The organism is Pseudomonas sp. PDM27 (assembly GCF_019219205.1).
GTDB classification, from domain to species: domain Bacteria; phylum Pseudomonadota; class Gammaproteobacteria; order Pseudomonadales; family Pseudomonadaceae; genus Aquipseudomonas; species Aquipseudomonas laurylsulfatiphila.
In genome coordinates this window covers 619,975-642,599 of record NZ_JAHUWF010000001.1, presented here as the reverse complement: position 1 = coordinate 642,599, position 22,625 = coordinate 619,975, and the positions used below count along the sequence as shown (strand labels likewise).

Annotated in this window: 17 protein-coding genes and 3 pseudogenes; 12 read left to right on the top strand and 8 right to left on the bottom strand. The window is 58.5% G+C overall.

From position 1 onward, the window contains the following. Positions 1-159 precede the first annotated feature (159 nt). A pseudogene (locus KW838_RS02895) lies at positions 160-1,183 on the top strand (OmpP1/FadL family transporter). 135 nt (positions 1,184-1,318) lie between these two features. On the opposite strand, the gene KW838_RS02890 reads toward KW838_RS02895, so the two are convergent. After that, a complete protein-coding gene (locus tag KW838_RS02890) occupies positions 1,319-2,779 on the bottom strand; it encodes an efflux transporter outer membrane subunit (protein ID WP_218500313.1) in 1,461 nt (486 codons plus the stop codon). 171 nt (positions 2,780-2,950) lie between these two features. Between KW838_RS02890 and KW838_RS02885 the strand changes: the two genes are divergently transcribed. From KW838_RS02885 to KW838_RS29390, 3 genes and pseudogenes are all read left to right on the top strand, one after another. Next, positions 2,951-4,060, top strand: coding sequence for an efflux RND transporter periplasmic adaptor subunit (locus KW838_RS02885; protein WP_218500312.1), 1,110 nt, complete (start codon positions 2,951-2,953; stop codon positions 4,058-4,060). Beyond that, positions 4,057-7,146 carry an efflux RND transporter permease subunit gene (locus KW838_RS02880; protein ID WP_218500311.1) on the top strand — a complete coding sequence of 1,030 codons (3,090 nt, stop codon included), beginning with the start codon at positions 4,057-4,059 and terminating at the stop codon, positions 7,144-7,146. The genes KW838_RS02885 and KW838_RS02880 overlap by 4 nt, the downstream gene beginning before the upstream one ends. A gap of 28 nt (positions 7,147-7,174) precedes the next feature. Continuing rightward, a pseudogene (locus KW838_RS29390) lies at positions 7,175-7,332 on the top strand (beta-ketoacyl-ACP synthase II); the annotation flags it as partial. 282 nt (positions 7,333-7,614) lie between these two features. Here KW838_RS29390 and KW838_RS29385 read toward each other — a convergent pair. Further along, positions 7,615-7,725 (bottom strand): annotated as a pseudogene (locus KW838_RS29385) (hypothetical protein); the annotation flags it as partial. 72 nt (positions 7,726-7,797) lie between these two features. Then, the gene (gene msrA, locus KW838_RS02875; protein WP_218479886.1) at positions 7,798-8,304 is read right to left on the bottom strand and encodes a peptide-methionine (S)-S-oxide reductase MsrA; all 507 of its coding nucleotides are present in this window, start codon (positions 8,302-8,304) and stop codon (positions 7,798-7,800) included. Between the two features lie 364 nt (positions 8,305-8,668). On the opposite strand from msrA, the gene KW838_RS02870 reads away from it, so the two are divergent. The 7 genes from KW838_RS02870 (at position 8,669) to KW838_RS02840 (ending at position 14,834) form a co-directional block, all read left to right on the top strand. Beyond that, positions 8,669-9,820: an efflux RND transporter periplasmic adaptor subunit gene (locus tag KW838_RS02870; RefSeq protein ID WP_218500310.1), complete on the top strand. Its 1,152-nt coding sequence runs from the start codon at positions 8,669-8,671 to the stop codon at positions 9,818-9,820. Further along, positions 9,817-10,503, top strand: coding sequence for an ABC transporter ATP-binding protein (locus KW838_RS02865; protein WP_218500309.1), 687 nt, complete (start codon positions 9,817-9,819; stop codon positions 10,501-10,503). The genes KW838_RS02870 and KW838_RS02865 overlap by 4 nt, the downstream gene beginning before the upstream one ends. Further along, on the top strand, positions 10,503-11,714 hold the full coding sequence (locus KW838_RS02860; protein ID WP_218500308.1) for an ABC transporter permease: 1,212 nt from the start codon (positions 10,503-10,505) through the stop codon (positions 11,712-11,714). Before KW838_RS02865 ends, KW838_RS02860 begins: the two co-directional genes overlap by 1 nt. Next, a complete protein-coding gene (locus KW838_RS02855) occupies positions 11,714-12,910 on the top strand; it encodes an ABC transporter permease (protein ID WP_218500307.1) in 1,197 nt (398 codons plus the stop codon). The genes KW838_RS02860 and KW838_RS02855 overlap by 1 nt, the downstream gene beginning before the upstream one ends. Before the next feature lie 357 nt (positions 12,911-13,267). Beyond that, the gene (locus KW838_RS02850; protein WP_218500306.1) at positions 13,268-13,555 is read left to right on the top strand and encodes a hypothetical protein; all 288 of its coding nucleotides are present in this window, start codon (positions 13,268-13,270) and stop codon (positions 13,553-13,555) included. 204 nt (positions 13,556-13,759) lie between these two features. Then, positions 13,760-13,903 (top strand): hypothetical protein, encoded by a 144-nt coding sequence (locus KW838_RS02845; protein WP_218500305.1) that lies wholly within the window; start codon positions 13,760-13,762, stop codon positions 13,901-13,903. Positions 13,904-13,907: 4 nt separating this feature from the next. Continuing rightward, the gene (locus KW838_RS02840) at positions 13,908-14,834 is read left to right on the top strand and encodes a restriction endonuclease (RefSeq protein ID WP_218500304.1); all 927 of its coding nucleotides are present in this window, start codon (positions 13,908-13,910) and stop codon (positions 14,832-14,834) included. Between the two features lie 161 nt (positions 14,835-14,995). On the opposite strand, the gene KW838_RS29775 is transcribed toward KW838_RS02840, so the two are convergent. Further along, positions 14,996-16,114, bottom strand: coding sequence for a restriction endonuclease (locus KW838_RS29775; RefSeq protein ID WP_218500303.1), 1,119 nt, complete (start codon positions 16,112-16,114; stop codon positions 14,996-14,998). 376 nt (positions 16,115-16,490) lie between these two features. Here KW838_RS29775 and KW838_RS29770 point away from each other — a divergent pair, with 376 nt between their 5' ends. Then, positions 16,491-19,100 (top strand): AAA family ATPase, encoded by a 2,610-nt coding sequence (locus KW838_RS29770; RefSeq protein WP_218500302.1) that lies wholly within the window; start codon positions 16,491-16,493, stop codon positions 19,098-19,100. Positions 19,101-19,475: 375 nt separating this feature from the next. On the opposite strand, the gene KW838_RS02825 is transcribed toward KW838_RS29770, so the two are convergent. From KW838_RS02825 to KW838_RS02810, 4 genes are all read right to left on the bottom strand, one after another. Then, the gene (locus KW838_RS02825) at positions 19,476-20,369 is read right to left on the bottom strand and encodes a polysaccharide deacetylase family protein (RefSeq protein WP_218500301.1); all 894 of its coding nucleotides are present in this window, start codon (positions 20,367-20,369) and stop codon (positions 19,476-19,478) included. After that, on the bottom strand, positions 20,369-21,241 hold the full coding sequence (locus tag KW838_RS02820) for a GNAT family N-acetyltransferase (RefSeq protein WP_218500300.1): 873 nt from the start codon (positions 21,239-21,241) through the stop codon (positions 20,369-20,371). The genes KW838_RS02825 and KW838_RS02820 overlap by 1 nt, the downstream gene beginning before the upstream one ends. Positions 21,242-21,354: 113 nt before the next feature. Continuing rightward, positions 21,355-21,807 (bottom strand): thiol-disulfide oxidoreductase DCC family protein, encoded by a 453-nt coding sequence (locus KW838_RS02815; RefSeq protein WP_102699867.1) that lies wholly within the window; start codon positions 21,805-21,807, stop codon positions 21,355-21,357. Positions 21,808-21,922: 115 nt separating this feature from the next. Further along, positions 21,923-22,618, bottom strand: coding sequence for a helix-turn-helix domain-containing protein (locus KW838_RS02810; RefSeq protein ID WP_218500299.1), 696 nt, complete (start codon positions 22,616-22,618; stop codon positions 21,923-21,925). Positions 22,619-22,625: the final 7 nt, after the last annotated feature.

Genomic DNA, 22,625 nt, shown 5'->3' with positions numbered 1-22,625 from the left:
CCTTCATTGCGTTTTCTGTTCCCGGTACATGAGTGCCGGGAAGACGATCAACTTTGCTGTTTGTGACTACTGACCAAATTGGTCGAAAGGATAATATGGGGCGCTGTAGTTCTCGATGTTCTCTTTCAGTGACACCCATAGAGTCCAGGCCATGAAAAAATAAAACTCAAGAGCCCCGTTGGCCTGGCAGTCGTGCTTGCGTCCTCCAATGTGCTTGCCGGTGGCTTCGCGCTCAACGAACAAAGCATCAGCGGGATGGGATCCGGTTTTGCCGGTCGATCTTCATCTGCGGAAGACGCCAGTACCCTCTTCGGCAATCCGGCGGGCATGGCGCGGCTTAAACGAGAGCAGGCCAACGTGGGGGCGGCCACGCTGTTCGCCAAGTCTGATATCAGCCAGACTCGCAGTACGTTTGGAGGGACGGAAGAGGGCGACATGGTGCCCACGACCACCGTACCAATGGGGTATTACGTCAAACCCATCGATGACCATTGGGCATTCGGCGTCGGGTTTTATGTGCCTTTTGGGTTGATCACTGACTACGGCAGTGGTTTTGCCGGACGCTATTACGCCAACAAGAGCGAAGTCACCACAATGACTTTCCAGCCGACCATCAGCTAAGCCTTTAACGAAAATATTTCGATCGGATTCGGTCCGACCATTAACCGTATCGGCGGTGAAATATCGGGGATGGTGCCCAATCCACTAAGCCCGGGACTTAATGACGGCAAGCTCAAAAGCACTGGCGATGACACCGCACTTGGATTCAACGCCGGTGTGCTGGTGCAGGCGACAGATCAGACCCGCCTGGGGCTGACCTATCACTCCAAGGTCAGTTACCACGATTACCGAAGAGCAGAACTGGCATGACACGTGGGCTCACGCTATCGGTGCGACCTATCAATTGAATAATCAATGGGTGCTTCGTGGCGGGTTTTCGGTTGATCAGTCACCCACCAACAACACCAATCGCGGGCCCCGGATTCCTACGGGCGACCGAAAGGTTGTCAGCTTCGGTGCCGGCTGGACGCCGGTGGAAAATGTCACGATCGACCTCGCTTATTCCTACCTTTGGGAGGAGAGCGTAGAGGTCAATGACAGCTCGGCAACGAGAGGTGCATACAGTGCCAAATACAAGAACAGTGCGAGCGGGCTCGGTACTTCTGTCAGCTACCGTTTCTAGCTGAGCGTTGTTACATCGCAAATGTCGGTTCGGGAGTGCGTGTTGCCTCCCGAATCCAGACGCTCAAGGACCTGTATATCGGGCCATTTCTCAGAGAGAAAGGTTGAAGCCTGGACACTGCACCGCTGGCGAGCTTCATCGCGACGCAACAGGCAGGGTTTCAGGAGGTTGCCAGCCGCCGCCGAGCGCCTTGAATGCCGCAACCGCGGCCCGTGCCGATTCCGTCCGTGCCTGCGCTCGGGCATCGGAGGCCTGCAGCATCGTTTCGTCGGCGTGCAGAACATCAATCAGACTGGCTGTGCCTTTTTCGTAGGCAATGAACGACGATTGGCGAGCCTGTGTCAGAGAGGCCTCGCCTCCAGCGAGAGTGGTTGCCTGAGTGTCGCGATTCACCAGAGCGGAGAAGGCATTCTCGACATCCTCAGTGGCGCGTAAAACCGACTGGCGGTAAGCGGCTAGCGCTTCGGCTTCTTGTCCCTTGGCTTGATCGATTTGAGCGTTTATGCGGCCGAAGTCAAAAAGCCTCCAGCGCAGCCCCAGTGCACCCGCCGACTGATTGGCGCCGCCAGTGAAAAGGTTGCCGCCGGATACAGCTGTGGCACTACCCAGCAATGCGCTGAGCGAGAATTTCGGGTAGTACTCGGCAATCGCCACACCGATGCGCGCATTCGAGGCTGCCAGGCGGCGTTCAGCCACGATCAGATCTGGCCTGCGGCGCAGCAGATCGGCCGGTGTTCCCCAGACCTTGATCTGCGGCGCAAGAGGAATGCTCCCCGTATCTGCCAGTTGCGTGCGGTGAGTGCCGGGCGGTGTGCCGAGCATGACATCCAGTGCATTCATGGCAGCATCCAGGCCAGTCTGGAGCACTGGTAGTGTCGCCTGGACTTGCGCTAACTCTCCCTCAGTCTGCTGAACCTGGTAGTTGGCAGCGAGGCCCTTGCCGTAGAGCAAGCGGACTTTCTCCAGCAGTCCCTGCCGGGTTTCGACTTGTCGCTTGGCAATGTCCAGCCGGGCCTGCAATCCACGGATAGTGATGTAGATATCGGCCGTCTGTGCTGCAACCGCCAATCGCGTGGCGGTCGCGCCCGCCTCGGAGGCCTGGTACTCGGCGAGTGCGGCTTCGCGTCCGCGTCTCAGGCCGCCAAAGACATCAACTTCCCAGCCAGCATTGAGGTTGAGCTCGTAAGAACTTCCGTACCGATCATAGCCAGGCATCGAGTTCAAAACCTGGCCGAGTGGCGTCTCGATGGATTGGTAGGAGCGCGCGGCCTGGCCATCGATGCTCCCGGAGGGCAACAAGGCGGCATTTGCGGCACCCAATCCTGCCCGTGCCTGTGTGACTCGCGCTGCCGCTTGCGCCAGATCCAGGTTCTGTTCAAGAGCCTTGGAGACGAAGTCGGTCAGCACGGGATCTCCAAAACTATCCCACCAGCTCACGAGACTGGTCGGCACGGTTGCAGGCCTGTGCTCAACAGCTGGTTGACCCAGATAACGATCGGAAAGAGGGAGGCTCGGTCGTTGATAGTCCGGACCGACCGCACAGCCGGCCATCAAACTGGCGGTCACCAAAAGAGCGATTGGGTGTAGAGGAGGCATTTGGGTTCCTTCAATGAGGATTGATTGTGACCATATTAATTAAAGGTCACATTCTGTCAATCAATGAAGTCTATTGTTTTTTGCTGTCTGTCAGTTATTTTGTGACCATTGACATAAGTGGTCACAGTGCCGAAAATACTGGGCATGTCCAATTGTTGAGTAACGGAACCCATGCGCCGGCTTCTACCTGTCCCGATTGCCGTTTGTCTGTTGCCTCTCGTCCTGACGGCGTGTGGCGACTCATCCGTCGTTGATGATCCACGCACGCATGCTCCTTTGGTGAGGTCCTCTGCGGTTCAGGGGGCGTCCGAGGCTTCACGATCTTTCACTGGCATCGTGGTCGCCCGCGTTCAGGCTGACCTGGGCTTTCGGGTCTCGGGCAAGATACTTGAGCGCCTGGTTGACACTGGCCAGACGGTCAAGCGGGGTCAGCCACTCATGCGCCTCGACCCGATCGATCTCGGGTTGCAGGCGCGGGCACAGCAAGAGTCGGTCATGGCCGCTCGGGCGCGAGCCAGACAAACAGCGGATGACGAGGCTCGATATCGCGACCTGGTTGCCGCCGGAGCCATTTCTGCCTCGGCGTACGATCAGGTCAAAGCCGCGGCTGATACCGCAAAAGCACAGCTCAGTGCGGCGCAAGCGCAGGCAGACGTCGCTCGCAATGCGTCGGGTTACGCCGTGTTGTTTGCTGATTCCGACGGAGTAGTGGTGGAGACACTTGCCGAGCCAGGACAAGTCGTCAGCCCGGGACAGGCTGTGGTTCGACTGGCGCGGGCAGGGCAGCGCGAAGCCATTGTGCACTTGCCCGAAACGCTGCGTCCGGCGGCAGGTTCCACCGCGCAGGCAACGCTTTATGGCAACGCCACGGATGCAGTGACAGCCAGGCTGAGGTTGCTTTCCGATTCGGCCGATCGCATGACGCGCACATTTGAGGCGCGGTATGTGCTCGAGGGCGCGCTGGCCAATGCGCCGTTAGGTTCGACTGTCACTCTGCGGATCGCCGAAGGCAGCGCAAATGGTCAGGTGTTGCAAGTGCCGCTGGCTGCTGTCCATGACCCGGGCAAAGGTGCCGGCGTCTGGATTGTTGCGGGCAACCCCGCGAAGGTGACTTGGAGACCTGTGCGTATTTTGAGCGTGGACGATGATGCAGCGCGAGTTGCAGGTGATCTCAAGGTCGGTGAGCAAGTTGTCGCGTTAGGTGCACATCTGCTGCGTGAGGGTGAAGAGGTGAGGCTGGCTCGACAGGGTGACGTCGAAGTTGCCGGGAGCCATCCATGAGCCAGGGGCGCTTCAATCTTTCGGCGCTCGCCGTTCGCGAGCGTTCGATCACGGTGTTCCTGATCTTCCTGATCGGTGTCGCAGGGATCCTGGCGTTTTTCCAACTGGGGCGTGCGGAAGACCCGCCGTTTACGGTCAAGCAGCTGACGGTCATCACGGCGTGGCCGGGCGCTACGGCGCAGGAGATGCAGGACCAGGTCGCCGAGCCACTGGAAAAACGCCTGCAAGAATTGAAATGGTACGACCGCACGGAAACCTACACCCGTCCGGGTCTCGCCTTCACCGTGGTGACACTGCTCGATCGCACTCCGCCTTCCCAAGTGCAGGAGGAGTTCTATCAGGCACGCAAAAAGCTCGACGATGAGGCGATCAAACTTCCGGCGGGTGTGATTGGCCCGATGGTCAACGACGAGTTTTCAGATGTGACCTTTGCGCTTTTTGCCTTGAAAGCCAAAGGCGAGCCGCAGCGACTGCTGGTACGTGATGCGGAATCGCTGCGCCAGCGCCTGTTGCATGTGCCGGGTGTGAAAAAGGTCAACATCATTGGTGAGCAGAGCGAACGCATCTTTGTCTCCTTATCCCATGATCGGTTGGCCACGCTGGGCGTATCTCCCCAGGATATTTTTGCCGCGCTGAATAATCAGAACGTGCTCACGCCAGCCGGCTCCATTGAAACCAAGGGGCCAGAAGTCTTCCTTCGTCTTGACGGTGCCTTCGACAAGATGCAGAAGATTCGTGACACACCGCTTGCGATTCAGGGGCGAACCTTGAAGCTCTCGGACGTGGCGACGGTCGAGCGTGGTTACGAAGATCCGGCGACCTTCCTGGTGCGTAATAACGGTGAGCAAGCGCTGTTACTGGGTGTCGTGATGCGCGAGGGCTGGAACGGTCTTGATCTGGGCAAGGCACTGGACGTGGAGACGACCAGGATCAATGAAGGCATGCCGCTGGGCATGACGCTTACCAAGGTCACCGATCAGTCTGTGAATATCAGTTCGGCCGTCGACGAATTCATGATCAAGTTCTTCGTCGCCTTGCTGGTTGTGATGCTGGTGTGCTTTCTCAGCATGGGCTGGCATGTCGGTATTGTCGTGGCGGCGGCGGTGCCGCTGACCCTGGCCGTGGTGTTTGTGGTGATGGCGGCCACGGGCAAGAACTTTGACCGTATTACCCTCGGGTCGCTGATTCTGGCACTGGGGCTGCTGGTGGACGACGCCATCATTGCGATCGAGATGATGGTGGTAAAAATGGAGGAAGGCTACGACCGCATCAAAGCGTCCGCCTATGCCTGGAGTCATACGGCCGCACCGATGCTTTCCGGCACCCTGGTGACCGCTATCGGCTTTTTGCCCAACGGCTTCGCACAGTCGACAGCCGGTGAGTACACCAGCAACATGTTCTGGATCGTGGGCATTGCCCTGATTGCCTCATGGGTGGTTGCGGTGGCCTTTACCCCCTATCTGGGTGTGAAGATGTTGCCGAAGATCGAAAAGGTCGAAGGGGGGCAGGCGGCCATTTACAACACCGCCAACTACAACCGCTTCCGCCGGATTTTGACGCGCGTCATCGCCCACAAATGGCTGGTGGCCGGTACTGTTATCGCAACATTTGTCCTGGCGATTGTCGGCATGAGCCTGGTCAAGAAGCAGTTCTTCCCCACCTCGGATCGTCCTGAAGTGTTGGTTGAAGTGCAAATGCCCTATGGAGCCTCAATCGAGCAGACCAGCCTCACCACCGCCAAAGTCGAGGCCTGGCTGCAAAAGCAGGATGAAGCAAAAATCGTCACGGCCTATATCGGACAAGGTGCGCCGCGTTTCTACCTGGCCATGGCGCCGGAGCTCCCTGATCCGTCATTCGCCAAGATTGTGGTGTTGACGGAGAGTCAGGAGGCACGGGAGGCCCTCAAGTTCCGTATTCGCGAGGCCGTCGCTGAAGGGCTTGCCCCGCAAGCGCGTGTCAGGGTTACGCAGTTGGTGTTTGGTCCATATTCACCTTTTCCTGTCGCCTATCGGGTGATGGGGCCTGACCCGTCGACATTGCGCGAGATCGCCGCTCAGGTACAGGCAGTGATGCAGGCGAGCCCCTTGATGCGAACCGTCAACACTGACTGGGGGCCGCTGACACCCACGCTGCATTTCACCCTGGACCAGGACCGCTTGCAGGCGGTGGGGCTGACCTCCAGTGCTGTCGCACAGCAGTTGCAGTTCCTGCTGGCCGGGGTGCCGATCACGGCCGTTCGTGAAGACATTCGTTCGGTGCAAGTGATCGGACGTGCTGCGGGTGATATCCGGCTCGACCCTGCAAAAATAGAAGGCTTTACGCTAGTGGGCACGGCGGGCCAGCGGATTCCGCTGTCCCAGGTAGGGGCAGTGGACGTGCGCATGGAGGATCCTGTCCTTCGGCGTCGTGACCGCACGCCGACCATTACTGTGCGTGGCGACATTGCCGAAGGCTTGCAGCCACCGGACGTCTCAAGCGTGATCATGAAGGAACTGCAACCGGTGATCGGCAAGTTGCCGGATGGCTATCGTATCGAGCAGTCGGGGGCTATCGAGGAGTCGGGCAAGGCCGGTCAGGCGATACTGCCGCTGTTGCCGATCATGATTGCCGTCACGCTGCTGATCATCATCCTGCAGGTGCGTTCGGTCTCGGCGATGATCATGGTGTTCCTCACCTCGCCACTCGGACTGATTGGTGTGGTCCCGACACTGCTGGTCTTCCAGCAGCCGTTTGGAATCAATGCGTTGGTGGGGCTGATCGCCCTGTCGGGCATTCTGATGCGTAATACGCTGATTCTGATTGGGCAAATCCATCACAACGCACTAGAGGGACTGGATCCGTTCCATGCAGTGATCGAAGCCACAGTACAGCGCGCTCGCCCGGTGCTGCTCACAGCGCTGGCGGCCATCCTGGCGTTCATTCCGCTGACGCACTCCGTCTTCTGGGGAACCCTGGCTTACACACTGATCGGAGGTACGTTCGTCGGAACCATCGTGACACTGGTGTTCCTGCCGGCGATGTATTCCATCTGGTTCAAGATCAGTCATGTCAGTCAGAGGCAAACTGAAACAGCAGAAGTGACCTAAGCGCTCGGATCTACTTATAAGAGAGGGCTTCACCGTATTGGCGCTTCGCGATCAGGTCGTGCCCCCAACGCTTAATCCTGTGAATCCCGATGACGCGGCAACCGGGCTGGCCCGACCTGGGTCGCCCTGAAGCCCCGGAAGATGGCACTAACGCATGTGCTTTCGAATGGGTTCGGATTTGGTGGGGGGAGTTGGTATCGGAGGTCTGGCGTTGCGCAAACGACTGAAAAGGTGCGCAAAGGATCCAAAAAAGACCGAGTGGAAAACGCAAGCTTCAGAAACTACAAAGCCCTGAATAGCCAGGGCTTTGTCGCACCCAGGATGGCGCAGGCGATGGGATTCTGCCAGTGCTCTTCATGATTGAGCACCATGGTTAACTCAGATCCTTTCTGCAACCGCGTTTTCTCTCATCCAATATTTGAGTGGTACGTAAGGATGCTCAACTGTCTGTCGGCGAACCCTCATCGCAGAGAAAAGATTGAGGTTGCGACAAAGCACTACGAACTGACGACAGACGCTGCGAATGGCTTTGCCGTTGTCTTTGCGAAAGCCGGCGATGGTTTTGAAGTCAGGAGCCAATCCAAAGCTGCCCTTCACGAAAGGCAGCCAGCGGTCAGAATCGGTCTCCTCTGCGCCTCATGAACTCGACTTTCAGGCGCGCTTGGGGAGCTTCCAGTTCGGGCGGATGAAGTGGCATGTGTAGCCATTCGGTATGCGTTCGAGGTAATCCTGGTGCTCTGGTTCCGCTTCCCAAAAAGGCCCGGCCGGTTCTATTTCGGTGACTACTCGGCCCGGCCAAAGGTGTGAAGCATCGACATCGGCAGCGGTGTCCTCGGCAATGTCGCGTTGCTGTTCATCGAGGTAGTAGATCGCCGAACGATAGCTGGGGCCCTGGTCATTACCCTGACGGTTGGGCGTGCTGGGGTCGTGTATCTGGAAGAAGAACTCAAGGATCTGCCGGTAGCTGATCACGGCAGGGTCGAAGACGATCTCGATGGCTTCGGCGTGGTTGCCATGGTTGCGATAGGTGGCATTCGGCACATCGCCGCCGGTATAACCGACCCGCGTGTGCAGCACACCGGGATAGCGCCGCAGCAGATCCTGCATGCCCCAGAAGCAGCCGCCGGCGAGAATGGCAGTTTCGGTTTGTCTGGTCATGGTCTGTCCTTCCTCTCGGGGACGTTGTGTATAGCCCCTGTTATGAGGGCGTGTTGGCCAATTCCAAGGTTTCGCGCAAACAGGATTGGAATGACCGTTCCTGGCCGCGTGAAGACATCCGGATATGGGCAAAGCGTGGCACAGTTTCCGGAGATATTTCGACGTCGCAGCGTCGCCGCGGCAAGGCGTTCTATTGAGTTGGCATGGCTTGGCGAACAGCCGTTGCGAGAGAAATAAATCTCATTCGCCATTTATCTGGCGCTCGTCTGACGCTCGTCTGAAAAACGTCGGATAAATGACGTTTCGCGTTGTTCTTTCACCCTCCTGACCTAGGCTCAAGCCATGTGGGGAGGAGGTGAAGTCCATGCGCAGATTATTGATTGGCTCGTCGATGCTGGCCTGTCTGGTGGTGCTGGGCGGCTGGTTGAGTCGACCACAGCCGTTGCCGGTCAGGCTGCTGGAGGTTGAGCGCGGGCCGGTGGAGACACTGGTGGCCAACACGCGCGCGGGTACGCTGAAGTCCTGTCGGCGCTCGCATCTGTCCTTCAATGTCGGCGGCCAGGTTGCCGAGTTGCTGATCGCCGAGGGCCAGCGGGTCCAGGCGGGTCAGGTGCTCATGCGCTTGCGGCAGGTCGAGCAGCAGGCCCGGTTGCAGGAGGCCGAGGCGCGGTTGGAGGCCCAACGCAACGCCCGCGAACAGCGCTGCCAGCAGGCTCATCTGGACCGGCGCGACCTCGATCGCCTGGGCCAGTTGGCCGACCGCAAGCTGGTTGCCGCCGACCGCCTCGATCAGGCCGAGACCAAGGCTAACCTGGCGAAGCTGATGTGCAATGCCAGTGCCGTGCTGATCCGCGAGGCCGACGCCAGCCTGCAGTTGCAGCGTTCACTGCTGGAGCAGACGACCCTGCGTGCGCCATTCGCTGGCGTAGTCGCAGAAATCAACGGCGAACTCGGCGAGTTCGTCACCCCTTCGCCGCCGGGTATTCCCACGCCGCCGGCGGTCGACCTGATCGACGACAGCTGCCTGTATGTCGAGGCGCCGATCGATGAAGTGGACGCTGCCCGGGTTCGCCCCGGAACCGCGGTGCGGATCACCCTGGATGCCTTCCGTGGCCAGCAGTTCGCTGGCCGCGTCAGCCGCATCGCGCCCTATGTGCGTGAACTGGAGAAGCAGGCGCGCACCGTCGATGTCGAGGTGCGCTTCGACCAGCCGCCGGCCGATCTGGTCCTGCTCACCGGCTATAGCGCCGATGTCGAGATCCTCCTGGAGCAGCGCGAACGTGCTTTGCGCATCCCCACCGAGACCCTGCTGGAGGGGCAGCGCGTGCTGCGCTATGACCCGAGCGCCCGGGTGTTGCGCGAGGTTGAGGTGCAAACCGGGTTGAGCAACTGGCGCTGGACCGAGGTGCTCGCCGGGCTGGACGAGGACGCGCGCATAGTCGCCAGCCTCGAGCAGGAAGGGCTCAAGGACACCGTGTCGGTGATCCCGGTGGATGCGGCGGAGACTCAGCAATGATCCGCCTGCGCGGCGGCAGCCGCAGCTTCCAGTTGGGCGAGCAGCAGGTGATGGGGCTGGACGGCCTGGACCTGGACATCGCCGCCGGTGACTACGTGGCGGTGATGGGGCCGTCGGGCTCGGGCAAGTCGACCCTGCTGAACATCCTCGGTTTGCTCGATGCGCCGAGCGCCGGCGAATACTGGCTGCAGGGCGAGGCCACGGCGACGCTGAGCGAGGCGCGGCGCGCCCAATTGCGCAGCCAACTGATAGGTTTCGTGTTCCAGTCCTACCACCTGATCGCACGGCTGACGGTGCTGGAAAACATCGAGCTGCCGATGGTCCTCGCCGGTATCGGCGCGGCGCAACGGCACAAGCGCAGCAGCCAATTGGTGGCGCGCCTGGGGCTGGGCGATCGCATTGCCCACCGCCCGGGCGAGCTGTCCGGCGGTCAGCGCCAGCGCGTCGCCATCGCCCGGGCGATGGTCATGCAACCGGCGCTGTTGTTGGCCGACGAGCCCACCGGCAATCTCGATAGCCAGGCCGGCGCCGAAGTTTTCAGCCTGCTGGAGGAGCTCAACGACGAGGGGCTGACCCTGATAGTGGTGACCCACGACGCCAGCCTGGGCGCCCGTGCGCAACGCCAGTTGCACATGCGTGACGGGCGGATCCACAGTGCTGCGTCGCAGCAGGCGCTGGCCTGATGCGCGCCGCCGATGCCCTGGCCTTCTGGCTCGGCGCCTTGCGTGGGCATCGCTCGCGCAGCCTGATGCTGCTGCTGGCCATCGCTATCGGGGTGGTGGCGGTCAATCTGCTCACCGGTCTCGGCGCGGGCGCGCGGGCCTTCGTCCTGAACGAGTTCTCGGTGCTCGGGCGCGACATCCTGATCGTTTTCCCGGGCCGCAAGGAAACCACGGGGCGCATGCCGCCGCTCACCGGCCTGACACCGCACGAGTTGACCTTGCAGGACGTCCAGGCCATCACCCGGTTGCCGGGCATCCGCCGGGTCGCGCCGATGCAGGCCGGGCAGATGGAAGTGATAGTCGGCAACCGCAATCGTGAGGTGCTGACCCTGGGCACCACCCGGGACTTCTTCGCCATTCGCCAACTGACGGTCGTCCAGGGCCAGCCCCTGCCGGCGCTGGACCCTGAGCAGGGCGAGGCCGTCTGCGTGATCGGCGGCAAACTCCGGCGCGAACTGTTCGGTGCGCGCCCGGCCCTGGGTGAATGGTTGCGCGCCGGCGACCGGCGCTTCCGGGTGGTCGGTATCCTCAGTGAGCGGGGCGAATCCCTGGGGATGGATTTCGCCGAAATGTTGATCATCCCGGTGGCCAGTGCCCAGGCCTTGTTCAATCGCGAGGGGTTGTTGCGAGTGTTTGTCGAGGTGCGTGGACCGAGCTTTCTCGAGCGCAGCAAGCGGCTGATACTCGCCGCGCTCAAGGAGCGCCACGAGGGTGAGGAAGACGTCACCCTGATCAGCCAGGACAGCCTGCTCAGTTCCTTCGACGAGATACTCACGGTGCTGACCCTGGCGGTGGCCGGGATTGCCGCGATCAGCCTGCTGGTGGCTGGCATCCTGATCATGAACGTGACCTGGATTGCGGTGAGCCAGCGCAGCGCCGAGATCGGCCTGCTCAAAGCCATAGGTGTGACGGCGGCGCAATTGCGCCTGCTGTTCCTCGGCGAGGCGGCGCTGCTCGCCCTGGCGGGGGCGCTGGCGGGGCTACTGCTGGCCGAAACCTTGCTCTGGCTGGGGCGCCTGGCGTTCGATCTGCCGCTCTATGCACCCTGGTGGGCGCGGGCCAGCGCGGTGCTGCTGGCATTCGGCACGGCGCTGCTGTTCGCCTGGCTGCCGGCCGCTCGGGCCTCGGCGCTGGAGCCGGTGGCGGCGCTACGCCCGCCGGGAGCACACTGATGCGCTGGCAAGATGGTTTCCGGCTGACCAGCTCGGCGCTGACCTGTCGACCTTTGCGCAGCCTGCTGACCCTGCTCGGGGTAGCGATCGGGATAGCCGCTGTGACGCTGCTCACGGCCATAGGCGAAGGCGTGCGTGGCTATGTGCTGGAGAACTTCTCGCAGTTTGGTACGCGGATCATCACCGTGCGCCCGGGCAAGACCCAGACCAGCGGTCTCGGCGGTCTGCTCGGCAGCGTACGGCCACTGACCATCAGTGATACCGACGCCCTGCGGCGCTTGCCGCATGTCGAGGCGGCGGTGCCGATCATTCCGGGCAGCGGGGATATCCAGTACGGTCAACTGAGCCGGCGCAGCGACATTCTCGGTGGCGGCCATCAGTTGGCGCAGGCCTGGCGTATGCAGCTGAGCCTGGGCGAGTTCCTGCCCGTGGCCCGTGACGGTCGTTCGCCGCCCTATGTGGTGCTCGGCCATCAGCTGCGTGTCGAGCTGTTCGGTGCACGCAATCCGCTGGGCGAACTGGTCCGCGTCGGCGGCGTGCGTTTCCGGGTGATCGGCGTGATGGCGCAGAAGGGCCAGTTGCTCGGCTTCAACCTCGACGATATCGCCTACATCCCGGTGGATTGGGCCGAAAGCCTGTTCAACCGCACCGGGGTGGTCAAAGTCCATGTGGTGTTCGGCGCCGGCACCACTTCGCGGGCGTTGAGTCAGCAGATTCGCCAGGTGCTCGGCGAACGGCACGGCGAGGAGGACTTCAGCCTGAGCACCCAGGACGACATGCTGCGCAGCTTCAACCGCGTTCTCGGCACCCTGAGCCTGGCCATCGGTGCCTTGGGGGGCATTTCCCTGTTGGTCGGCGCCGTCGGCATTCTCACCATCATGACCACCACTGTGGGCGAGCGCACGGCGGAAATCGGCCTGTTGCGGGCGATTGGTGCCAGTCCGCGGCAGGTGCTCGGGCTGTTTCTCGCCGAAGCGACGCTGCTGTCCCTGGCCGGTGGTCTGCTGGGTCTGCTGTTGATGGGCCTGCTGCTCGGGCTACTGCACCTGGCCATGCCGAGCCTGCCCTTGGCGCTGCAGCCGCTGTTTCTGCTGCTGGCGCTGCTGCTGGCAGCGGTACTCGGCATTCTCGCCGGCCTGGCGCCGGCACTGCGGGCGGCCCGCCTGCATCCGGTGGCGGCTCTGCGCAGTGAATAGCGGCCAGGCCTGGTTGTACGCTGCGTGACGATAACGGAAACGCCGGCGCTGGGCCGGTGATTTTAATGGGTTGGCGGCGGCAAAAAGCGAGTGTAAAACTCCGGCAACAAGTCCTCGGAATTCAGAGTGTCCATAGAGGATACATTCCTGCGGGTTTACGTTGATCAATGTTTCGAGTGATCGCTTAGGGTCGTTTTCAGCCGGTCACCACAGGCAGAAAACGGCCAAAAGCGGCCCGTGGACACTCTATTAGCGAAACAGTAGCTTATGCAGCAAGCGAGAACTGATGTGTATTCTTGGTCCGTTTTCAACCACGCTTGTGCATTTCCCTTCGCGTCACATCTTGGACGGAAACGAATGAACCCAACTCTCCATAAGGCAGCTAATGGTCATCTGACACTTGATTTCAACGAGTCGTCAGACGCTTGTTGGCTATCGATAGCTGAAGATCTGATCAACCTTCGAGGGTTCAAACGGGTGGGTTCACCCGTCATAGGCATCAGTGAACAAATTCACCGAAATTTCCAGTGTGCTGAGTTCAAGCTGACGGCCGGCTGGGACAATTGGTCTGGACATTACTTGCTTTCAGACTCTGTGGCGGGTGATGTATTTCTGCAAAAGCTATTCGACCAGGTTCGCGCCTGACAGGCGGCTCACGTCATCCATTTCGCAGATTGAGAGTGCGTGTCTGAGTGTTTTCGGATGGCTGCAAAGGGTCGTTTTCTGTCTCTCGCGACCGGCAGAGATCGGCCAAAAGCGGACAGTGGACACAGTGATGGCAAATAGGTAGCGTTACCGATAGCACGAGTGGCACTAACTGTCAGATCACCAAGCTGCAAGGAAGCCAGCATGACCAGGACTACCTACGACAAGGCAACGCGCGCGCTGCCCCAGGACATGTTTGAATATGCTCCGCCTAAATCGCTGGCTATCTCGCTTTTCGCTGAGAATTCCGCGGAATATTTTAAATCAATAAAATCTATTGTTGAATAATATCATGAACGCTCGAAATGATGGAAAAGCTTACGAAGCGATGGTGTTTTGGGTATATACAGCATTATGCAAAGATGAAAGACTTACGTCAGTTGAACGTGACGTAAAAGTCGAAGGCCCTGATGGGTTGCGACAAATTGACGTGTTAGTCAAGCATGAACATGCGGGGGTTGCGTATACAACAATCATCGAATGTCGCGATTACGCAGGAAAACTTAACGTAACGCACCTTGATGCATTCGCCTCAAAGCTAATAGATGTGAAAGCAAGTAAAGGGATTCTTGTTTCGAGGAAGGGGTTCAGCAAAACAGCGGTGCAAAAAGCAGGTCGCTTAGGTATAGGCCTGTGTGTTGTTGATAATGCCGATACAATGCTGAAGCAGCTTGTCGTTGCGGTTCCAGTCATCGTGAAGGTCATTCATCCCTCACTTCAAGTCCAGACAATGATGAAAAACGATAGTGCCGAAAGAAAAGTACTTGCCAGCGCTTTGACGACCATCAACGATGTACCATTACGCAATCTAGTGATTCAAGAACTCCGCGATGGAGTGATTAATTTACCCGACGAGGCTCAAGTTTTTGACTGGACTCCGAGAACCTTAATCCCACCATTTTTTGTCCGAGATGCTAGCGGGGTGAAAGTTGAGGTTCCTTGGTTCACTGTCTCACTACATCTAGATGTCTGGTATTTGTTCGGGCATACGGATAATTTACCGGACTTTGTATCGCAAACGCGTGTAGGCGATTCCACTCACAATGTTTTCATGCCCAGCCGTTTTAAGATGGGCCTTAATCAAAGTTTTGCGCGCTATGATCAATATTCGGAAATTCCCTACAACTATAACGAAGCAATTATCGGGGTGTTTATTCCTGAGGCCGATAGTCCAACCACTTCGACTCATGAGGCATGGATTTTAGGGAGTTGCCGATGATTTTTAAGATGACCAGTGCTACCACCGGTAGCCCATAATTCTGGGGCGGCGAGTTACTAGTCGCTATCGTTCAATCACCTCACCTCGATATGTACGGTATCGAGGGGCAGTTTTCGACCCATACCCGCCGCTCAAGAGGGCCGAGATGTCGGTTGTATATTTTAAATTCTTACAATCCCTGAGCCAGGTTTTTCTAAAGCCTTAAGCCACCCCTTGAGACCGGTGTTGTCTACTTCATTGATAGCGTACCCGCGAGCAATAATAGTTTCTTTTGCACCAGGGCTCAACTCCGAAGTTGTAACAAGTAGCCCGAGTTCGGCATTAAAGTGCTGCATATCCGCATGCAGGCCTTTTACGATAACTTTTTCAACTTTGGCTTTTTGCCGCTTACATTGGATTATTATGTGAGGTGGGTCGCTTTCTTCATTCTGGTTACTTTTCCATACTCGGACGTCGATTCCATCATCGTTTGAACCAGGGCCAAGCTCTACAGAAAAACCTTGCTGGTGAAAATACTCAGCAGTCAACTCTTCAAATTTCCTCCAGTGCATATCAGAAAGTCTGTCATGATTTGCGATTAGATAATTTACAAATCGCTGGTCTAAAAACTTACCAGCTTCAATTTTTCCCGAGCCGCCCTTAAAAAGACCCTCCAAGGCTTCGACGCTTTTCCACTCGGTGTATCGCAGCCCAGAATTAGGATTCAAGCGCATCCCTTCATCTATAACTTGTATTCTCTCTAGAGCTAGCTCTGCGCCTTTCATGCCATGTTTTTTATGAGCAGTGCGAATGAAAAGGGTTGGATCAAGTGTTCTAGTATCTCTTGCAATCGCAGCTTCTATAAGTTTTGGCCAAACCTCAATGAAAATTTGTTGTACGCCTGCATGGATGTGTTCAAACTCCGTGCCATGGTACTTATGAAAAAGGCCAATGCCTGTAATATCTCCATTAAACTCTTCTTTCGTATATCCAATTCGATGAAGCAATTTGTAAAACAATTCGTCGTAATCTTCGGATCGAAGTCTTACTACTTGTGTTTCAGAAGCCCTTAGAAGGTCTGAATAACCAGTGTCCACCAGATGGTCACACATTTCCTCAATAGACAAAGCTAGGCCGGACTTGTATCCAGCGGTTTCGGACAAACTATCGCCCAGCACCTCTGGGTTGAACCAGATTGATCCCATACTGCTTCCCCAAAATTCCGGATTGTCGATACACCTAATGCTAATTACTTCCAGAGATATAGTAATGAATTGTTTCATCCCCGTAGGATAGTACACCTTTTCTTTCCGTAGCTCCGTGTATACGCAAAAGCTTAATCAGGGGAATGCGAAGTCAGTGTGTCGCGACGCATCGCGCCATACTCCGCTTGCTAACTGGTTTAACTTTTCTGCAATCCTACTGCTGTCTCGTGCGACTCGGGCTGGCTGAAAGCAGCTCGCTTCTGGCCGGTTTCTACCTATCATGACGCGCAAAAATCGGCTAGAAGCGGACATTTATAACCAGCAATGCAAATTTTTCGAAGCTGTACGAGGCATGCAGCGGCGACATCGACGCATTCGTTCTTCAACCATGTTGCACGGATCCATGATATAGCTTGACGGATAGCAATAGGCTACCATCCAGATATAAATCCATCACTCATGGACGGTAGCGGTGACGATCATTCGAGAAATTTATAAATGGTCCCAAGATTTATCCGCTTGGCAGCAGGACGCGATTTCCCGGCTTTACCAAAACCGATTGCTTTCGTCGGTTGATCTAGACGATCTCTACGCGCTCGCTAAAGCGGAGGCAGGCATCCAGGACCCTGAAGGTCGCGTGCCTCAGGTGCTGCGGGACACGCAACTCGCTCCCCCCGCTGACCCTGCTCGATTGGTACAACTGACCTCCATCAAAGAACTTGAAAATGTCAATGCGCTTGCTAATGGCGGGCGCTTACCGATCGCTCCGACTGGAATAACTGTCATTTATGGAGAAAACGGTGCAGGTAAGTCTGGTTACTCCCGTGTCTTCAAACACGCATGCAGGGCAAGAGACCGTCGAGAGCCAATCCTCCCCAACGCCAATCTCCCGCCAACGGCGGGCGGTGTAGCGAAAGGGGTATTCGAGGTCACCATTGACGGTGTCGCTGCTGATCTACCCTGGCAATACAATACGACTGCGCCGGGGGAGTTGTCTGATATCTCTATTTTTGACACTCACTGTGCTCGAGCGTATGTCGATAACCATGGGGATTTCGCTTATGCACCTTATGGTCTGGATATTCTCGAGGGTCTAGGCTCCGTCTGTGTGAGGCTGAAACAGCGTGCTACGGAGGAGAAGAACGCTAGCGCGCCTAGCGACGCGGGTTACGTCGCGCTTGCCAGAGAGCAAACGGCTGTTGGAAAGGTGCTTTCAGAAATCCCAACCAAGACGACTGCGCCGGATGTTGAGGCGCTCGCCTTACTGACTGATGAAGAGTCGAAACGGCTGGTTTTGTTGACAGCAACCTTGGCTGAGGCTGATCCGAAACAAAAAGCTCAGGCTTTGCGGCAAAAGGCGACACGTTTAAATGCCTTAAAGGAACGAATCATAGCTGCCGCTGCGCTGGTAAGTGACGAAAAAATTAGTCGATTAAAGGAGCTGATCGCCAAATCAAAAAGCGCCAAAGCGGCAGCGGAATTGGCGGCCGCGGAGTTTAAGCAGGCGACTGGTTTGCTCTCAGGTACCGGCGGCGATGAGTGGCGAGTGCTGTTCGATGCTGCACGTGCCTTCGCTGTCATCAGTCACGCCGATCAGAAGTTCCCCGAGCTTCATGCTGAATCGACCTGTCCGCTGTGCCAGAACGTCCTTGGCGACGATGGTGCTAACCGACTGGTGAAGTTCGACGAGTTTATCCGTCAAGCGGCGGAGGCCACTTCGAAAGCGGCCCGTGAAGTGGCCGCTGCTGCTTACAAAGCAATTCAGAACGCCTCGTTGGATATCGTATTTCGCGATGGCTTGGTGGAGGAGTTGGCAGAGTTAAACGCGCCGCTTTCTGCGGGATGTTTCGCTTTGCAGGAATCTCTCAAGGCTCGCCAGCAATCTGTACTGGATGCATCTGCTGGAAGGATCTCGTGGGATGTCGTCTTGAAAATTTCAGAAGCCCCGGCACCGCAGTTGGCTCAGATAGTTATTGATCTACAGGCGCAAGCTACTGCCCTGGAGGCAACGGCTGATGAAAAGCTGCGCGCTAGCATGATGATCGAGCGCAATGAGCTCAATGCTCGGGTCCGCTTGCTGGCTGTTAAAGATTCTGTGTTGGAGGCTATCGCTAAGCATGAACTTTGTCGAAGGCTTCAGGTATGTATCGGCGGTATGGACACCCGAGGGATCTCGCGCAAGTCGACCGAGCTCTCACGTTCGATTGCCAGCCAAGACTTGGCCGACGCATTGAACGAGGAGTTCCAGCGGCTGAAGGTTCACCATCTTAAAATTGTGATGAAGCCGGAGTCCCCGGCAGGGCGGACAACGTTCAAGCTGGTATTGCAATTGCCAGGCGGGGGTACTCCGTCTGCGATTCTAAGTGAAGGCGAGCAGCGAGCAATCGCTATTGCGTCATTTCTCGCAGAGGTAAAGTTGGGCCGAGGGCGAGGTGGGATCGTCCTTGACGATCCAGTGTCATCGCTTGATCACCGACGGCGTTGGGAAGTGGCGGAGCGCTTGGCCCTAGAGTCACTGACTCGCCAGGTAATCGTTTTTACGCACGACATTTATTTTCTGTGCATTCTGGAGCAAAAATCTGCCGAACTGAACGCGACACTGACGAAGAATTACATTCGCCGCACTAGTGATGGATTCGGCGTACATGCCAGTGATTTACCTTTTGACGTACTCGGAACGAAGGAACGCATTGCTCGACTTCGGCAAGAGCTCGTCGAAATTCGCAGAGCCGTCAAGGATGGAAATGATGACGGCCAGCGTCGGTTGACAACCTCCTGCTATGGTCGTCTGCGTTTGGCATGGGAGCGTAGTGTAGAGGAGGTGTTGTTTAACGGTGTCGTCCAGCGGTTCGGGGAAGGTGTTTCAACGATGAAGCTGAAGTCGGTCGTAGTGACAGATGATGATTACCGTGTGGTGGAGCAAGGGATGACAAAGTGCTCTAAATTCGAGCATGACGCCGCATCCCCAGTTGGAAGGCTGCCATTACCTGAACCTGATGAGTTGGAACAGGACATCGGAAAGCTTTCAGCCTGGCGAGATCTGGTTAACAAACGAAATGATGTCACGAGGGGGCAGCGATAGGTATATGGCCTCATCGAAATGCGCATAGGGCGTTTCCAGTTTCAGGTAGCTTCACCTTGAGGCGCGCCCTACCGGGCGCGCTACATCCAGCCACAATGGTACATCTTCATCAAGGTTTGGTAAGTCAGGCTATTCCTGTACAGGCCGCTCCTGGCGGCTAGCTGCTTACTGCAAAGGCCTGCTTTTGGCCGTTTTCTGCCTGTCGCCACCATCAGCTATGGGTCGGTTTCTGCCTTCCATGACCGGCTGAAACCGACCCAAAACGCACATCAGTGACAGGCAACGCCTCGGCGATGTTCAAGGAGGAGCAGGGCGCCTGATGCAGAACGGGCGATATTGATAAACCGGCGTCGCTCAGCCCATTCCGAACCCCACTCAGGCAGGGAACCGGGCTATCCAGTGCCTGGCAATTTCTTCGCGCCGGCAGATCCACACCGCGTCGTGGCCTTGCACGTAATCGAGAAAGCGCGCCAGCGCCATCGCACGACCGGGATGGCCGCTGATCCGCCCATGCAGGCCGACGCTCATCATCTTCGGGTGTTGCGCGCCTTCCTGCCACAGCAGGTCGAACGCACCCTTGAGCAGCCGGAAGAAGTCTTCACCGCAGGCGAAACCGTTCGGCAGCAGGTAGCGGGCGTCGTTGTTGACCAGTGTGTAGGGGATCACCAGGTGGGCGGGCGAGCCCGGGAGCCAGTAGGGCAGGTCATCGTTGTAGGCGTCCGAGCTGTAGAGAAACCCGCCGTCCTCACGCAACAGGCGACGGGTGTTCTGGCTGACCCTTCCTGTGTACCAACCGACGGGGCGTTTGCCGCAGGCCTGCTCGATCACGTCGAGGGTGAGGCGGATATGGCGCCGCTCCTGGTCTTCAGGCATGTCGCGATAGTCCAGCCAACGGTAGCCATGCCCGGCAATCTCATGGCCGGCCGCGCAGAGCGCCTGGCCGATCGCCGGGGTGAGTTCCAGTGCCCGGCCGACGGCGAAGGCGGTCAGCGGCAGGCCTCGGGCGCGGAACAGTTCCAGAATGCGCCACACGCCTGCGCGCGATCCGTATTCGTACATGCCCTCGACGCTCAAGTCCGGTTCCCCCACACGCGGCGGGCGGCCCGGTAGCTCGTGAAGCCAGGCCTCCGACTGGGCGTCGCCATTGACGAGGCAGGATTCCGCGCCTTCTTCGATGTTGAGGACGAACTGCACCGCGACGCGCGCTTCACCCGGCCATCGCGGGTGGGGTGGGCGGCCGCCATAACCGATGAGGTCCCGGGCGGACATCAGCCCAGCTCGAAGGTGGTGACGCCGAACACACGTTCGTGCGCGATCGCCGGAGGAGGGCCGAGGTACATGCGAGCGCAGCCGAACACCTCGGTCATGCCCTGTTGGCGCACGAGCGCCATGGCGGCAGGGTTGTTCTCCGGGGCATCGAGAAACAGCGGGCCACCCTGCGCAAATTCCGCCAGGCGCGCGTAGAGGGCATTGGCCGCCAGGGCGTCATCGGCGAACAAGGGCCCGATCTTGCAGTCTTCCCGGCAGCGCCTTATGACGCCATAGCCGCTCAGCCTGCCCTCGCGCCGGCAACCCACGGCGAGTGCATCGGCCTGGGCTATCCATCCGCTCAGGAAGGTTGCGCGCGGGGCGGGGAAGCAGGTGCGGTCGTAATCGACCACCTGATCGAACGGGAAGGCGGCCAACGGCACGATGTCCTGGTCGTCTGCCTGGGAGGTCGTCGGGCGCTCGGTGATCTCGGCACGAAAACGCAGGTTGCGATGGGAGAAGACGAAACCACCCTTGGCGTAGTAGTCCTGCATCGTGAAGACGCCGTCCATGCCGATGCTCGCGCCCGGGCGCAGGCGGGCGAGGAGTCGCTCGCGGCGTGCGTGCCAGAGGGTATTGCCCAGGCCCTGGCTGCGATACTCAGGCCGGACGATGAAAAACCCCATGAAACCGAATTCGCCATGGTAGGAGGTGATGGCACCGCCGCCGATCAATTCGCCGTCCTGGGACGCCGCGATGAAGGCGGCAGGGTCGGTGGCCCAGAACAGCTCGGCGTCGTGAAGGCCGGGGTTCCAGCCCTCACGGGCAGCCCACTCGACGAGTTCGTCCAGCTCGGGACGGGTCATGTTGCGTATGACCAGCTGATTGGACACCGTGAAATTCTCCTCAGTCGCTAATCGAGCCTGTGGTCCATCCCCGCCCGGAACTCTTTCGGTATAGCTTCAACCCGAGTATTGATCCAGCTCGTCACATCGCCTTGAGGCGTTTACAGGGGCGCTTTCAAAAAGCGCTGTTCATGATCTGGATCCGGCAACAGGCAGGTGTCGTATTTCCCGAAGAGCCGATATCGATTGAGCGCAATGCGGTCGTAGGCCCAGTCTCGAAGTGGGCGAGGGATGATGCGCAACAGGTTCACGGGGCGCCAGATGGCGGGTAACTGGGCAAAGATTTCGAAAAATGCTTGGGAACGCTCCCAGTAGAACCGGTCGCGGATCACCGCCATGCTGTGGAATTGATCCATGGGCAAACCTGCCCAGGCGAGCAGCGCCTGCCCCTCGGGTGACTGAACCGCCGCCAACCGCACGCGCCGCTGGCGGTCATGGCGAATCACGAACCTCACCCAGCCATTGCACAGCTTGCAGACACCGTCGAACAACACCACCGTCTCTCCGGGTTTGAGCAGCGGCGCGGGGGAGGGGAGGATTTTCGAGGCTGGCATGAGCGTGGGTCCAAGGACGCCTGGGTATCCCGGATCATAACCGCGCGCCGGCGTTGAAGTCTGCATTGGGCCGACGGCCACAAGCGGACAGTCGAACGCTTACATTTCTCGATGGCTATTGCAAAGGCTGGGTTGCAGCGCTCCGGGAACCGGCGAACGCACTCGTGCCAAGCCAGCGCCACAAGTTTTCCGCATCCTGCACAGCGCCGTCTACACGCAGCTCCCGCGACTGGAGAACCTCCCTGGGTGTGCGGTCGCCAGTCCACACCTCGGTCAACGCGCGCACGCTAGAGTCTACGACGAGCGTGAGTTCGCGTCCGGGGTCATCGCGGCACAGATCTGCCACACCATGTTCGACCACAAGCCACCACTCTTTCTCGCCGGAGCGCGCGTCGCGGAACCTGAAGTGGATGACCACCGACCGGGACGGGAACATCTCGATGCGCGCGAACCGGCGCACGTCCCACATGAGCAGGCCCGCATCGAGTTCGTTATCGCGAAGGCGGCTACCTATCCAGCGCGCGCCCCAATGGCCTAGCGCCATTATGATGGGGCGCAATTCCTCGCCTGCCTCGGTCAGGTTGTACTCCCAGACCTTGCCCACGGCTGTGCGATATACCACACCGATATCTTCCAGGTGGCGCAGCCGCTGTGCCAGCAAGCTGGTGGACATTCGCGGTACGCCGCGGTGCAGTTCATTGAAGCGCTTACTGCCGCATAGCAGTTCGCGCACGACCAAAGGCGTCCAGCGCTCGCACAGTGCCTCAGCACCGCGCGCAACCGTACAAAACTGACCGTAGCTTTCGTCCATCGCCTGT

Coding starts and splice junctions, on each gene's coding strand:
- KW838_RS02870 (WP_218500310.1), top strand. CDS start 8,669: ATGCGCAGATTATTGATTGGCTCGTCGATGCTGGCCTGTCTGGTGGTG.
- KW838_RS02855 (WP_218500307.1), top strand. CDS start 11,714: ATGCGCTGGCAAGATGGTTTCCGGCTGACCAGCTCGGCGCTGACCTGT.
- KW838_RS02840 (WP_218500304.1), top strand. CDS start 13,908: ATGAACGCTCGAAATGATGGAAAAGCTTACGAAGCGATGGTGTTTTGG.
- KW838_RS02815 (WP_102699867.1), bottom strand. CDS start 21,807: ATGCCAGCCTCGAAAATCCTCCCCTCCCCCGCGCCGCTGCTCAAACCC.
- KW838_RS02880 (WP_218500311.1), top strand. CDS start 4,057: ATGAGCCAGGGGCGCTTCAATCTTTCGGCGCTCGCCGTTCGCGAGCGT.
- KW838_RS02860 (WP_218500308.1), top strand. CDS start 10,503: ATGCGCGCCGCCGATGCCCTGGCCTTCTGGCTCGGCGCCTTGCGTGGG.
- KW838_RS02885 (WP_218500312.1), top strand. CDS start 2,951: ATGCGCCGGCTTCTACCTGTCCCGATTGCCGTTTGTCTGTTGCCTCTC.
- KW838_RS02810 (WP_218500299.1), bottom strand. CDS start 22,618: ATGGACGAAAGCTACGGTCAGTTTTGTACGGTTGCGCGCGGTGCTGAG.
- KW838_RS02845 (WP_218500305.1), top strand. CDS start 13,760: ATGACCAGGACTACCTACGACAAGGCAACGCGCGCGCTGCCCCAGGAC.
- KW838_RS02890 (WP_218500313.1), bottom strand. CDS start 2,779: ATGCCTCCTCTACACCCAATCGCTCTTTTGGTGACCGCCAGTTTGATG.
- msrA (WP_218479886.1), bottom strand. CDS start 8,304: ATGACCAGACAAACCGAAACTGCCATTCTCGCCGGCGGCTGCTTCTGG.
- KW838_RS02825 (WP_218500301.1), bottom strand. CDS start 20,369: ATGTCCGCCCGGGACCTCATCGGTTATGGCGGCCGCCCACCCCACCCG.
- KW838_RS02850 (WP_218500306.1), top strand. CDS start 13,268: ATGAACCCAACTCTCCATAAGGCAGCTAATGGTCATCTGACACTTGAT.
- KW838_RS02865 (WP_218500309.1), top strand. CDS start 9,817: ATGATCCGCCTGCGCGGCGGCAGCCGCAGCTTCCAGTTGGGCGAGCAG.